Annotated in this window: 10 protein-coding genes; 6 read left to right on the top strand and 4 right to left on the bottom strand. The window is 61.3% G+C overall.

Going from position 1 to position 12,733, the window contains the following annotated elements; all coding sequences use genetic code 11:
* Window positions 1–122 precede the first annotated feature (122 nt).
* Window positions 123–1,622 (bottom strand): AMP nucleosidase, encoded by a 1,500-nt coding sequence (amn, locus tag BW979_RS07300; protein ID WP_160893475.1) that lies wholly within the window; start codon window positions 1,620–1,622, stop codon window positions 123–125.
* Between the two features lie 561 nt (window positions 1,623–2,183).
* Between amn and BW979_RS27770 the strand changes: the two genes are divergently transcribed.
* A complete protein-coding gene (locus tag BW979_RS27770; protein ID WP_047230570.1) occupies window positions 2,184–2,486 on the top strand; it encodes an IS3 family transposase in 303 nt (100 codons plus the stop codon).
* Complete coding sequence (locus tag BW979_RS07290) at window positions 2,483–3,319, top strand: IS3 family transposase (protein WP_047230569.1); 837 nt, start codon at window positions 2,483–2,485, stop codon at window positions 3,317–3,319. The genes BW979_RS27770 and BW979_RS07290 overlap by 4 nt, the downstream gene beginning before the upstream one ends.
* A gap of 935 nt (window positions 3,320–4,254) precedes the next feature.
* Here BW979_RS07290 and BW979_RS07285 read toward each other — a convergent pair.
* Window positions 4,255–5,904 carry an acyl-CoA dehydrogenase family protein gene (locus BW979_RS07285; RefSeq protein WP_076383511.1) on the bottom strand — a complete coding sequence of 550 codons (1,650 nt, stop codon included), beginning with the start codon at window positions 5,902–5,904 and terminating at the stop codon, window positions 4,255–4,257.
* Between the two features lie 74 nt (window positions 5,905–5,978).
* On the bottom strand, window positions 5,979–8,363 hold the full coding sequence (locus BW979_RS07280) for a hybrid sensor histidine kinase/response regulator (RefSeq protein ID WP_047229514.1): 2,385 nt from the start codon (window positions 8,361–8,363) through the stop codon (window positions 5,979–5,981).
* A 313-nt stretch (window positions 8,364–8,676) separates the two neighbouring features.
* On the opposite strand from BW979_RS07280, the gene BW979_RS07275 reads away from it, so the two are divergent.
* The 4 genes from BW979_RS07275 (at window position 8,677) to BW979_RS07260 (ending at window position 12,198) form a co-directional block, all read left to right on the top strand.
* A complete protein-coding gene (locus tag BW979_RS07275) occupies window positions 8,677–9,474 on the top strand; it encodes a hydroxymethylpyrimidine/phosphomethylpyrimidine kinase (RefSeq protein ID WP_076383510.1) in 798 nt (265 codons plus the stop codon).
* Between the two features lie 16 nt (window positions 9,475–9,490).
* The gene (thiE, locus tag BW979_RS07270; protein WP_047229512.1) at window positions 9,491–10,117 is read left to right on the top strand and encodes a thiamine phosphate synthase; all 627 of its coding nucleotides are present in this window, start codon (window positions 9,491–9,493) and stop codon (window positions 10,115–10,117) included.
* Window positions 10,118–10,141: 24 nt separating this feature from the next.
* Window positions 10,142–11,425, top strand: coding sequence for a glutamate-1-semialdehyde 2,1-aminomutase (hemL, locus tag BW979_RS07265; RefSeq protein ID WP_047229511.1), 1,284 nt, complete (start codon window positions 10,142–10,144; stop codon window positions 11,423–11,425).
* Between the two features lie 218 nt (window positions 11,426–11,643).
* Window positions 11,644–12,198, top strand: coding sequence for a tetratricopeptide repeat protein (locus BW979_RS07260; protein ID WP_076383509.1), 555 nt, complete (start codon window positions 11,644–11,646; stop codon window positions 12,196–12,198).
* 140 nt (window positions 12,199–12,338) lie between these two features.
* Here the strand turns inward: BW979_RS07260 and BW979_RS07255 are convergent, their stop codons facing one another.
* On the bottom strand, window positions 12,339–12,668 hold the full coding sequence (locus BW979_RS07255; RefSeq protein WP_016773045.1) for a DUF1820 family protein: 330 nt from the start codon (window positions 12,666–12,668) through the stop codon (window positions 12,339–12,341).
* Window positions 12,669–12,733 lie beyond the last annotated feature (65 nt).

Genomic DNA, 12,733 nt, shown 5'->3' with positions numbered 1-12,733 from the left:
GGCGGCGGGAAGCGGGACGTGGCGGACGAGGCATGGCAAACACAACATCTAACGGTCTGGGCCGACCATGCTAGTGGCCCGACCGTTAAATAACCACTGCCCCTTCAACCGGGATCAGTTCATCAGCGGAACGGCGGCTCGTCGAAGCTGCGCAACTTGCGCGAGTGCAGCGAGTTGAGTTCGTTGCGCAACAGGTCCAGCGCCGCGATGCCGATCTTCAGGTGCTGGTTGACCGCCCGTTCGTAAAACGCGTTGGCCGAACCCGGCAATTTGATCTCGCTGTGCAGCGGTTTGTCCGAGACACAAAGCAACGTGCCGTACGGCACCCGCAAGCGGTATCCCTGAGCGGCGATGGTGCCGCTTTCCATGTCCACCGCCACGGCGCGGGACAGGTTGATCAACGGACGCTCCTGGGCCCAGCGCAATTCCCAGTTGCGGTCGTCGTAGGTCAGCACAGTGCCGGTGCGCAGGCGTTTCTTCAGCTCGTCGCCCTTTTCACCGGTGACATTGGCCGCCGCTTGCTGCAAGGCCATCTGCACTTCAGCCAGGGCCGGGATCGGAATATTCGGCGGCACGACCCGGTCGAGGATGCCGTCGCGACGCATGTAAGCGTGGGCCAGCACGTAGTCGCCGATGGTCTGGGACTGCCGCAACCCACCGCAGTGACCGATCATCAGCCAACAGTGGGGGCGCAGCACGGCGAGGTGGTCGGTGATGTTCTTGGCGTTGGACGGCCCGACGCCGATGTTCACCAGCGTCACGCCGTGGCCGTCGCTGGCCTGCAGGTGATAGGCCGGCATCTGGTAGCGGTGCCAGACCACGCCCGCGGCGATCGCCGAGGCTTCACCGTGGTCCATGCTCTTTTCGATGATCACGTTGCCCGGCAGGACCATGCGCACAAAACGCGGGTCACTGCGCAGTTGCTCCAGGCCATGGACAATGAACTGATCCACATAACGGTGATAGTTGGTCAGCAGGATCCACGGCTGCACATGGCGCCAGTCGCTGCCGGTGTAATGCACCAGCCGACGCAGGGAAAAGTCCACCCGCGCCGCATCAAACAACGCCAGCGGCAGCGGGTCGGTGTTTTCCCAGTCGTAGAGGCCGTCGGCAATGCCATCGGTGGCGGCCGACAGGTCGGTACTGGGGAACACTCGCGCCAGCACCGCGGCAGTCACACCGGAGCCGGCCAGTTCATCACCCTGCTCCACCACGTAGGGATAGGGGATGTTCTGCTCGCTGACACCCACTTCGACGGTGACGGTAAAGTCGTGCATCAGCGGGACCAACTGCTCCAGCAGGTATTTACGGAACGCAGCCGGGTGGGTGACGGTGACACTGTAAGTGCCCGGCAACTGGACCTTGGCGTAGGCGCGGGTGGTTTGCGGGACTTCGCCATGGCAGTGATAGGTCAGGCGCAGGGCGGGATAGCGAAACAACGCCCGCTGTTCGGCATCCGGCTCGATACGATCCTTGAGGTACCGCTTGAGCGCCTGGTTCAGCGCAGTGGTCGCACGCTCGTGCAGGGCCGCCAGACGATCCACGGCTTGTTCGGCGGTTTGAACGACAATAAACGCTTCGGTCACGATCAGCTTCCTGTGTTCTGACTTGCAGGCCTTCATCTTGCCTGCATCGTCGGCCGACGGGAACAGTGGCGTATTGGGCGCGATCAATCATCCACCACAAATCCCCATGTGGGAGCGAGCCTGCTCGCGATAGCGGTGTATCAGTCAGCAAAGATGTTGAATGTGCCGACGCCTTCGCGAGCAGGCTCGCTCCCACCCTTGATCACCGCCAGTCGCAGATTCTTCATTCACCGCAGATCCCCTGTGGGAGCGAGCTTGCTCGCGATAGCGCTGTATCAGTCACCAGAGATGTTGAATGTGCCGCCGCCATCGCGAGCAGGCTCGCTCCCACCCTTGATCGCCACCAGCCGCAGATTCTTCATTCACCGCAGATCCCCTGTGGGAGCGAGCTTGCTCGCGATAGCGCTGTGTCAGTCTCCAGAGATGTTGAATGTGCCGCCGCCATCGCGAGCAGGCTCGCTCCCACCCTTGATCGCCGCCAGCCGCAGATTCTTCATTCACCGCAGATCCCCTGTGGGAGCGAGCCTGAACTGGCCTAATGATTTTGGACACTTCAATCGGGCGCTATGATGGCGCCCAAATCTGAGGTGTTTGGATATGCGCAAATCTTATTCCAGTGAGTTCAAGCTCAAGGCTGCCAGCATGGTGCTGGACGAGGGCCAGTCCGTTCCCGAAGTCTGTGCCAGCCTGGATATTGGCCCTACCGCCTTGCGCCGTTGGGTCGACCAGGTTCGCAAAGAGCGCTTGGGTTCGACCCCCGAGGGGGCTAAGGCGATTACCGCCGATCAGCGAGAGATTCAGCAGCTCAAAGCGTTGCTCAGGCAAAAAGACCTGGACATTGAAATCCTAAAAAAGGCCAGTGCTCTCCTGCTTTTGGACTCCAAAGATCATTCTCGTTGATCAACGAGCTGGACGAGCAGTACGGCGTTAACAATTGCTGTCGGGCGTTTGGGGTCAACCGCAGCAGCTTTTACGCCTGGCGTCAGCGCCAAGGCAAGGTGAAGCCTGAGCGGGAGAAACTCAAAGCCGTGCTGGTCGAGCATCACAAGGAATCCAGAGCATCCGCCGGGTCTCGCACCCTTTCCAAGGAACTGCAAGCAAAGGGGCATCGTGTCGGGCGACATCTGGCTCGCAGTTTGATGCGCGAAGCCGGTGTTGCCAGTCATCAGCGGCGGCGGCACAAGTACAAATCTTCCGGCGTGGAAGCGCTGGTAGCGCCGCATGTGCTCAAGCGCAAGTTTGATGTCACGGCGATCAACCAGGTGTGGTGTGGAGATGTGACGTACATCAAGGTGGGTAAGCGCTGGATGTATTTCGCGGCAGTGTTGGATTTGTTTGCTCGCCGGATCGTGGGGTGGTCGTTTTCAATGATTTCCGATGCCACGCTGACCTGCGAAGCGTTGCGAATGGCGGTTCAATTGCGAGGCTGTCCAAAAGAGGTGCTGTTTCATTCTGACCAAGGTTGCCAATACACCAGCCACAAATTCAGGAATGAGATGCGCAAGCATGGACTCCTGCACAGCATGAGTCGTAAAGGTGAGTGCTGGGACAACGCCCCGATGGAGCGTTTCTTTGGGAGCCTGAAATCAGAGTGGGTGCCAGACGATGGCTACAGCTCGGAGCATGAAGCCCGCGTGGATGTGCAACGTTATGTGATGCGATACAACAACGTCAGGCTCCATAGCTACAACGACTACCGGTCGCCGGTAGCCATGGAGAAACTGGCGGCGTGAAACCTTAACTGGTGTCCAGAATTACTTGACCAGTTCAGCCTGCTCGCGATAGCGCTGTGTCAGTCAGCAAAGATGTTGGATGTGCCTACGCCATCGCGAGCAGGCTCGCTCCCACCCTTGATCACCACCAGCCGCAGATTCTTCATTCACCGCAGCTTCCCTGTGGGAGCGGGCTTGCTCGCGATAGCGCTGTGTCAGTCACCAGAGATGTTGGATGTGCCGCCGCCATCGCGAGCAGGCTCGCTCCCACCCTTGATCGCCGCCAGCCGCAGGTTCTTCATTCACCGCAGATCCCCTGTGGGAGCGAGCCTGCTCGCGATAGCGGTGTATCAGTCACCAGAGATGTTAAATGTGCCTACGCCTTCGCGAGCAGGCTCGCTCCCACCCTTGATCGCCGCCAGCCGCAGGTTCTTCATTCACCGCAGATCCCTGTGGGAGCGAGCCTGCTCGCGATAGCGGTGTATCAGTCACCAGAGATGTTGGATGTGCCTACGCCTTCGCGAGCAGGCTCGCTCCCACCCTTGATCGCCGCCAGCCGCAGATTCTTCATTCACCGCCGATCCCCTGTGGGAGCGAGCTTGCTCGCGATAGCGGTGTATCAGTCAGCAAAGATGTTGGATGTGCCGACGCCATCGCGAGCAGGCTCGCTCCCACCCTTGATCACCACCAGCCGCAGGTTCTTCATTCACCGCAGATCCCCTGTGGGAGCGAGCTTGCTCGCGATAGCGCTGTATCAGTCACCAGAGATGTTGGATGTGCCGCCGCCATCGCGAGCAGGCTCGCTCCCACCCTTGATCGCCGCCAGCCGCAGATTCTTCATTCACCGCAGATCCCCTGTGGGAGCGAGCCTGCTCGCGATAGCGGTGTATCAGTCACCAGAGATGTTGGATGTGCCTACGCCTTCGCGAGCAAGCTCGCTCCCACAGGTTCGGCGTTTAGAAACCTTGGGGCGTGGAGCGTGCCACGATGGCCTCGACATTCAGGCCTCGGGGTAAGGCGCCGTATGCCCGGCCAGCCGAACCCAGGCGGCTGGCGATGAAGGCGTCGCTGACGTCGCTGTTGCCCGCTTCCAGCAGCAGCTTGGCTTGCAGGCCGATGGCGATCTCTTCAGTCAATTGCCGGGCGCGGTACTGGATGTCAGCGGTATCCTTGAACGCCGCCTGCAACCGATCGATGTGGGCAGCCAGGCGTTTGTCGCCGTGGCCGTCACCCAGCTCGGTGAACAGCACTTCAAGCACGCCCGGTTCCTTGGACAGCGCCCGCAACACATCCAGGCACTGCACATTGCCGGAGCCTTCCCAGGTCGAGTTCACTGGTGCTTCACGATAGAGGCGCGGCAGGATGCTGTCTTCGACATAACCCGCGCCGCCCATGCATTCGGCGGCTTCGTTGATCATCGCGGGGGCGCGTTTGCAGATCCAGTATTTGCCCACCGCAGTCACCAGCCGCGCGAACTTGGCCTCGTGTTCGTCACTCAAGTGGTCCAGCGCCCGGCCCATGCGCAGGCTCAGGGCGAGGGCGGCTTCACTTTCCAGCGCCAGGTCAGCCAATACGTTTTGCATCAGTGGCTGCTCGCTCAACAACTTGCCACCGACCTGGCGATGCGCGCAGTGATGGCTGGCCTGGGTCAGGGCCTGGCGCATCAGAGCACTGGAACCGACCATGCAATCGAAGCGGGTCATGGCGACCATCTCGATGATGGTCGGCACGCCTCGCCCTTCTTCACCGACCATCCAGGCCAGCGCCCCACGGAATTCAACTTCGCTGGAGGCGTTGGAACAGTTGCCCAGCTTGTTCTTCAGCCGCTGGATATAGAACTGATTACGGGTGTCGTCCGGGCGATGGCGCGGCAGCAGGAAACAGCTCAGGCCCTTGTCGGTCTGGGCCAGGGTCAGGAAGGCATCGCACATCGGCGCCGAGCAGAACCACTTGTGGCCCACCAGCTCATAGGCCTGGCCCGGACCGCTGGCGCCCACCGGATAAGCTTTGGTGGTGTTGGCCCGCACGTCGGTGCCGCCCTGCTTTTCAGTCATCGCCATGCCGAGGGTCACCCCGGCCTTGTGGGCCATGCCGACGTTTCGCGGGTCGTACTCGGTGGCGAGCGCTTTGGGCACCCAGAGCTCGGCCAGGTCCGGTTGCAAACGCAACGCCGGGACGCTGGCGAAGGTCATGGTCAGCGGACAACCGGTGCCGGCTTCAGCCTGGCTGTGCAGATAAGTCATCGAGGCTCGGGCGACGTGGGCGCCGGGTTGCGGCTGGGCCCATGGCAGGCTGGGCAAGCCATGCTCGACGGCGGTGCGCATCAACTGGTGGTAAGCGGGATGGAATTCCACCAGATCGATGCGATGGCCGTAGCGGTCGTGGCTGGAAAACACCGGCTTGTTCTGGTTCGCCAGAAACCCCGCTTCCATCAGCGGCCCGCCGGCCAGTGCGCCATACGCATCGATCCGCCCTTGCGCCCAACCCGCACCAAAACGCTGCGACCACTGTTGCAGCGGCAGGTCGATGCGATAGAGGTTGGCGCCATCCAGGGACGGTGGCTGATTGGTGACCTCGTGGGTCTCGGCGAACTGGTGCAGGTTCATGACAGGGCTCCTTGGTCGGCCAGCAGAGGTTCAGTTAAGCACCGCCCCAAGGTCGAACAAAGTGTCATACCCGCCTAAATATCGGCGCTTTCACCCTGTTTTGGACAAAGTACCCGCCGTTGCAGAATCGTGCGCAACACCTCGAATTTCACCGGTTTGCTCAGGTAATCGGTCAACGCGCCCGACGTGCAGCGCTCGTGATTCGGATTGGGACTGACCACAAACACCGGCAGGTCCTCGCAGCCGGCGAGCGTACGGATCTGACAGCAGACCGACACCCCGTCCAGCGGTGGCGACTGGCAATCGAGCAGCACGGCATCAACACTCTCGCCCTGCAGCATATCCAGTGCCGCGCGGCCGCTGTCGGCGGTACGCACCCGGTAACCGAGCTTGAGCAACATGCCGCGCATCACCAGCAGATCAATGCTGTTGTCGTCAGCCAGCAACACCGTGCAATCCTGGGGCAACCGCGCGCTTTCTCGCGGGCTGAACGAAAATGGCGTGGGCGCCTCCACGGGCACGGCCATTTCCACCTCGACATCCAACTGGAATCGGCTGCCGCGACCGGGTTCGGAGGTGTGAGTCAGGCGTCCGCCCAGCAACTCCACCAGCTGCCGACAGATCGCCAGCCCCACACCGAGGCCGCCGTATTCCCGGGTCATGGAACCGTCCAGCTGGAAGAAGCGCTGGTACAAGCTCGCCTCCCCGAGGTCCGTGAAACCAATACCGGTGTCGATCACGGCAAAGGACAGCACCAGCCGATCGAGCCCCGACGGCCTGCCACTGACCCGCAGCGCCAGGCCCCCTGTGCGGGTGAACTTGACGGCGTTGTCCAGCAGGCATTCCAGGCATTGAGCCAGCTTGCCACTGTCACCGATCAGCCGGTCCGTCAGGCCGGGTGCCACGTCGACCTTGAAATCCAGGCTCTTGACCGCCGCATTGGCACCGAACTGCACCTGCAAGGCGTCGACCATCGCCCGCAGACTGAACGGCGCCGGGTAGGCCTTGAGCTTGCCGGCCTGCAACTCGGTAAGGGTGAGGATGCCGTTGACCATGCGCATCATGTCCCGCGCAGAACCTGCGGCGGTCTGTTGATACTGGGTCAGCTCCTCATTCATTTCGACGGTTTCCATCAACTCCAGCGAACCGATCACGCCATTCATCGGCGTGCGCAGCTCATGGGTCAAGGTGGCGAGGAATTCATCCTTGAGTTTGTTGCCATGGGCCAATTGCTGGTTGAGCACTTCAAGTTTCTGCCCGGCGTCAAACAGCGTCTGGGCCTGCTGCTCGCGCATGGCATTGATACGGTCGGCCAGGGCCAGGGACAACAGCGCTACTTCGATGGCCGAGCCAATCTGGCTGGCGTACATGGTCAGGAATACGTTCGGCAGATAACCGAGCACCATCATCGTGTTGACCACGCCCCCCAGCAGAAACGCCGACCAGGCGATGATGAAATAACGCGCCACCCGCAGGCCACGCCACCAGGCGAACAGCCCAGCGGCGAAAATCACCACGGTAAATACCAGCGCCAATGCCGTCGCCAGGCGCAAGGCCAAGGCGTAACTGGTCATCAGCGACAGGCCCACCACTACCGCGCTGTAGGCGATCAGCGCCAGCAGCAGCCGGTCAAGCCAACGACTGTGTTGCGCGGTTTGCAGGAAGCTGCGCGCAAACTGGCTGCCGAACAGACCCGCACAGCCGATGAAAAAGGGGGTTGCGGCATTGGCCCACCAGGGGTTGTCCGGCCAGAAATACTCCACGGCCGCTCCGTTGACCGACAACTGATACAAGCCGAACGAGGCGATATAAACGATGTAATAAAGGTAACTGGTGTCCCGCACGCTCAGGTAAATGAACAGGTTGTAGACCAGCATCCCCAGCAGTACGCCATAGATGGTGCCCAACACGTACAAGCGCACAGGTTGTTGCTCAAGATAGGCCGTGCTCGACCATAACGTCAGCGGCGCCTGGATCGACCCCTGGCTTTGCAGGCGCAGGTACACGGCCTGACGTTGTTCAGGTTTGAAGTCCAGGCTGAACAGGTAGTTGTTCTGGCGAATTTCACGGCTGGCGAACGGCAAGGCATCGCCGGTCTGGCGAACCAGGCGATACGCCCCGGCGCTGTCAGGCAGATACAAGTCCAGATGGTCCAGCGGCGGATAGGCCAGCTCCAACAACCAGGTGCGTTGGGCGTCCGGATTGCCGGGACGGTAGTGCAGGTCTATTTTCAGCCAGAATGCCGAGCGCGAATAACCAGCGTTCAGCGTGGCTTTGTCATGGGGCTTGAAGTGACCCGCCGCAGCCTCTGCCAGGACGTCGTCGATGGTGGCCGTACCGTGGGTGTCTTCGAACACCTGCAGGGCATGGCCCAAGGGCAGGCTTTGGGTGAATTCATCGAATTCGAGGGCGCTTGCCAAAGCGGGCAAGCACAGCAGCAACATCAGCAAATAGCGCATTTAAGCCCCAGCGTGGCCTGTCCGGTTGAATCAGGAAGCCCCCCATTCCCTGAGTAGACGTAAAACCGGCATTACCTGTTATTGGTTGGATCCATTTCTAGCATAGCCGCTGATGGCCAATTTGCACCATTGAAATTTTTCCTACAGATGGCTCTAGAACGGGCGTTCCAGCGCCAAGCATTGAGATAGAGCTGTTGCTTTGGTCAGGTCGGCAACGGGTGGATCAAAAGCAATCATCAGAGCAAGCAGTCCAGCATAAAACCCTCAGAGTCCGACCACCGACAAAACAGGTTTGGTGGTAAGCTCGCGCACCATGAATATCTACAGCTCTCGCCCCGTTGTCCTCTGTCTCTCCGGCCACGACCCCAGTGGTGGCGCCGGTTTGCAGGCAGATATCGAAGCCCTGCTCGCCCAGGGTTGTCATGCCGCCCCGGCCGTTACCGCATTGACCGTGCAGGACACGGTTAACGTGAGCGATTTCCGCGTGCTCGATCGGGAGTGGGTGCTGGCGCAAGCCAATGCCGTGCTCAACGATTCGCAGGTAGCGGCGGTCAAGCTGGGGATGCTCGGCTCACTGGAAATGGTCGACACGGTAGTCGAACTGCTGCAGGCGCACCCGCATTTGCCCATGGTCTGCGACCCGGTGCTGCGTGCCGGTGGCGGCGGACGATTGGGCAAGGATGAAGTCGGCTACGCCATGCGCGAACGCCTGTTACCCCTGGCAATCATCGCCACCCCCAATCTGCCGGAAGCACGCATCCTCGCCGAACTGCCAGAGGGCAGCGCCGATGAATGCGCCGAAAAACTGCTGCCCTTCGTCAAGCACCTGTTGATCACCGGTGGTCACGGCGACGAACATGAAGTCCACAATCGCCTGTACAGCCGCGATGGTCGCCGCGAAACCTTCACCTGCCAGCGCTTGCCCGGCAGCTACCATGGTTCCGGCTGCACCCTGGCCAGCGCCCTGGCTGGACGACTGGCCCAGGGCGAACACCTCGCCAGCGCGGTCAAGACAGCACTGGATTACACCTGGCGCACCCTGCGCGATGCCGAACAGCTGGGCAAAGGCCAGTTCGTCCCGCGTCGCCTGCCGCTGGATTTCTGCTCGTAGCCCCGGAGGCTGTGGAATGAAACTACGTGGCCTTTACGCCATCACCGATAGCCAACTGCTGGCCGGCAAATTCCTCGCGTATGTGCAAGCGGCACTGGAAGGTGGCGTCACCCTGCTGCAATACCGTGATAAAAGCAGCGACGAAGCCCGCCGTCTGCGCGAAGCCGAAGCGCTGCGCAATCTGTGCGAGCGCTACAAGACCCGATTGATCATCAACGACGACGCCGAACTGGCCGCGCGCCTGGGCGTCGGCGTTCACCTGGGCCAGACCGATGGCCCTCTGGCGCCAGTACGGGCGCTGCTGGGGCGCGACGCAATCATCGGCTCCACCTGTCATTCCAGCCTGGAACTGGCCGAACAGGCCGCCAGCGAGGGCGCCAGCTATGTCGCGTTCGGACGCTTCTTCAACTCCAACACCAAGCCCGGCGCACCCAGTGCAAACCTTGAACTGCTCGACCAGGCCCGGATCAAACTGCATATACCGGTGTGCGCCATCGGCGGCATCACCCTGGACAACGCCGCCCCGCTGGTGGCTCACGGTGTCGACCTGCTGGCCGTGGTCCATGGTCTGTTCGGCGCCGACAGCCCTCAGGAAGTGACGCGCCGCGCCCGTGCCTTCAACGATCTGTTGCAGATCAAATAATTTTTCGATTTCGAGAGCCCAACCATGTCCCGTTCCGAAACCCTGTTTGCCAATGCCCAAAAGCACATCCCCGGCGGCGTGAACTCCCCCGTTCGTGCGTTCAAGAGCGTTGGCGGTACCCCGCTGTTCTTCAAACACGCCGAAGGCGCGTACGTGACGGACGAAGATGACAAGCGCTATGTGGACTACGTCGGTTCGTGGGGCCCGATGATCCTCGGCCACAGCCATCCGGACGTGCTGGAAGCGGTGCGCAACCAGTTGCAGCATGGCCTGTCCTACGGTGCCCCGACCGCCATGGAAACCGAGATGGCCGACCTGGTCTGCTCGATCGTGCCGTCGATGGAAATGGTGCGCATGGTCAGCTCCGGCACCGAGGCAACCATGAGTGCGATTCGCCTGGCGCGGGGCTTCACCGGTCGCGACAGCATCATCAAGTTCGAAGGCTGCTACCACGGCCACTCCGACAGCCTGCTGGTCAAGGCCGGTTCCGGCGCGCTGACCCAAGGTGTACCAAGTTCGGCCGGCGTGCCCGCAGCGTTTGCCAAGCACACCCTGACCCTGCCGTTCAACGACCTCGAAGAAGTCGAGAAGATGCTCGGCGAAGTCGGCCAGGAAGTGGCCTGCATCATCGTCGAGCCTGTGGCTGGCAACATGAACTGCGTACCGCCGGCGCCGGGTTTCCTCGAAGGCCTGCGCAGCCTGTGCGACCAGCACGGCGTGGTGCTGATTTTCGACGAAGTGATGACCGGTTTCCGCGTAGCCCTCGGCGGCGCCCAGGCCCACTACGGCGTGACACCGGACCTGAGCACCTTCGGCAAGATCATCGGCGGCGGCATGCCGGTCGGTTGCTTCGGCGGCAAGCGTGCCATCATGGAATGCATCGCGCCGCTAGGTCCGGTCTACCAGGCCGGTACGCTGTCAGGCAATCCGCTGGCCATGGCCGCCGGCCTGACCACCCTGCGTCTGATCAGCCGCCCGGGCTTTCACGCCGAGCTGACCGACTACACCACCCGTCTGCTCGACGGTTTGCAGATTCGTGCCGACGCAGCGGGCATTCCGTTCGTGACCACCCAGGCCGGTGGCATGTTCGGCCTGTACTTCAGTGGCGCCGATGACATCGTGACCTTCGAAGATGTGATGGCCAGCGACGCTGACCGCTTCAAGCGTTTCTTCCACCTGATGCTCGACGGTGGCGTGTACCTGGCACCGAGCGCGTTCGAAGCCGGCTTTACCTCCATCGCCCATGGCGAGGCCGAGCTGAAGATCACCCTCGACGCCGCCGAGCGGGCCTTCGCCGCGTTGAAGTAAGCCTGTGGATAACTGACGCTGGCTGACGCTGGCGTCAGTGATTGACGACAACCTCTTGCCCCTTTTCCTACGTATTACCCCCCGAAGCTGCCGTTAGCGCTCCCTCGCAGCAGAAAAACGAGTAAAGACTTTGTAAGGATGGCCCTGCTTATTTCATAATGCGCGCTTATTGGATCCCCCGGAGGGTCCGCGTGCCCCTCAGAGGTAAGTCGATTCCCATGAACCGCACCGGCCGCACCCTTGCCCTGGGCTGCCTGTTGCTCCTTCAGCCGCTGCTGGCGAACGCACAAGGAGGCGGCAACTCGTTGTTGATCCCGGCGATGGGCCGTTGCACGCTCAACACCCAGCCACAAGATCTCGCACCGGCACTCGACGCCTGTCAAAAAGCGGCGGACGCGGGCGATGCACAAGCGCAATACGAGTTGGGCGAGTTCTACTACGACGGCAAGGCTGCGCCGCGCGACCTCAAACTGGCCCTCAGCTACTTCGAAAAAGCCTCACTGCAAGGCCATGCCCAGGCGCAATACAAGCTGGGCGGCATGTTCTTCCATGGCGAAGGCGTGCCGGCCAACAACGTGCAGGCCTACATTGTCTTGAAGATGGCGGCGGTCAATGGCGCCGAAGAAGCCCTGGACACCGCCGACGAAGTCGCCGAACAGATGCCCCGCGACGAACTGGAAGTCGCGACCCAGGTGCTGGGGCAGATCTTCCGCAAATACCTGATGGAATTGCAAAACGCCGACGGGCGCACGCCCTTCTCGCCACTGCCCTGAATCCACCACGGCCTTGAGAGCCTAATCGCGAGCAGGCTCGCTCCCACAGTTAATCCCGGGTGTTCACAAATAATGTGCACACAGAAGATCCAGTGTGGGAGCGAGCCCGCTCGCGATTGGGGGCAACTCTGTCTTGGCGCTTACTTCTCAGGCATCGGCATCGGAAACGGCATGACATTGCCGACCGCGCCGCGGGCTTCGCTGATTTTCGGGGTGCCCAGGCGCTCGACCTCGTCGATACGCACGATCGAATGCATCGGCACGAAGCTGCGCACCACGCCTTCGAACTGCGCCTTGAGCTTTTCTTCGCTCGGATCGACGACCATTTGCGTGCGCTCGCCAAAGACGAATTCTTCGACTTCCAGGAAGCCCCACAGATCACTTTGATAGATCTGCTTGGCGTACATTTCGAACACCTGGCCCTGGTTGAGGAAAATCACCTTGTAGATTGGAGCTTCACGTTTGGTCATGGCAGGCGAAACACATCGGCGGGTAAAAATGAGGGCGCGAACTATAGCATAGCCACTGCTCGCGC

Origin of the sequence: Pseudomonas sp. A214 (assembly GCF_900156295.1) — a bacterium.
GTDB lineage: Bacteria > Pseudomonadota > Gammaproteobacteria > Pseudomonadales > Pseudomonadaceae > Aquipseudomonas > Aquipseudomonas rhizophila.
Note: the sequence above shows the minus strand (reverse complement) of the source record. Positions and strands in the feature narration are given on the sequence as shown.

Bases quoted from the DNA above. Each gene is read 5' to 3' on its own strand.
- amn (WP_160893475.1), bottom strand. From the start codon at position 1,622: ATGAAGGCCTGCAAGTCAGAACACAGGAAGCTGATCGTGACCGAAGCG.
- BW979_RS27770 (WP_047230570.1), top strand. From the start codon at position 2,184: ATGCGCAAATCTTATTCCAGTGAGTTCAAGCTCAAGGCTGCCAGCATG.
- BW979_RS07285 (WP_076383511.1), bottom strand. From the start codon at position 5,904: ATGAACCTGCACCAGTTCGCCGAGACCCACGAGGTCACCAATCAGCCA.
- BW979_RS07280 (WP_047229514.1), bottom strand. From the start codon at position 8,363: ATGCGCTATTTGCTGATGTTGCTGCTGTGCTTGCCCGCTTTGGCAAGC.
- BW979_RS07275 (WP_076383510.1), top strand. From the start codon at position 8,677: ATGAATATCTACAGCTCTCGCCCCGTTGTCCTCTGTCTCTCCGGCCAC.
- thiE (WP_047229512.1), top strand. From the start codon at position 9,491: ATGAAACTACGTGGCCTTTACGCCATCACCGATAGCCAACTGCTGGCC.
- hemL (WP_047229511.1), top strand. From the start codon at position 10,142: ATGTCCCGTTCCGAAACCCTGTTTGCCAATGCCCAAAAGCACATCCCC.
- BW979_RS07260 (WP_076383509.1), top strand. From the start codon at position 11,644: ATGAACCGCACCGGCCGCACCCTTGCCCTGGGCTGCCTGTTGCTCCTT.
- BW979_RS07255 (WP_016773045.1), bottom strand. From the start codon at position 12,668: ATGACCAAACGTGAAGCTCCAATCTACAAGGTGATTTTCCTCAACCAG.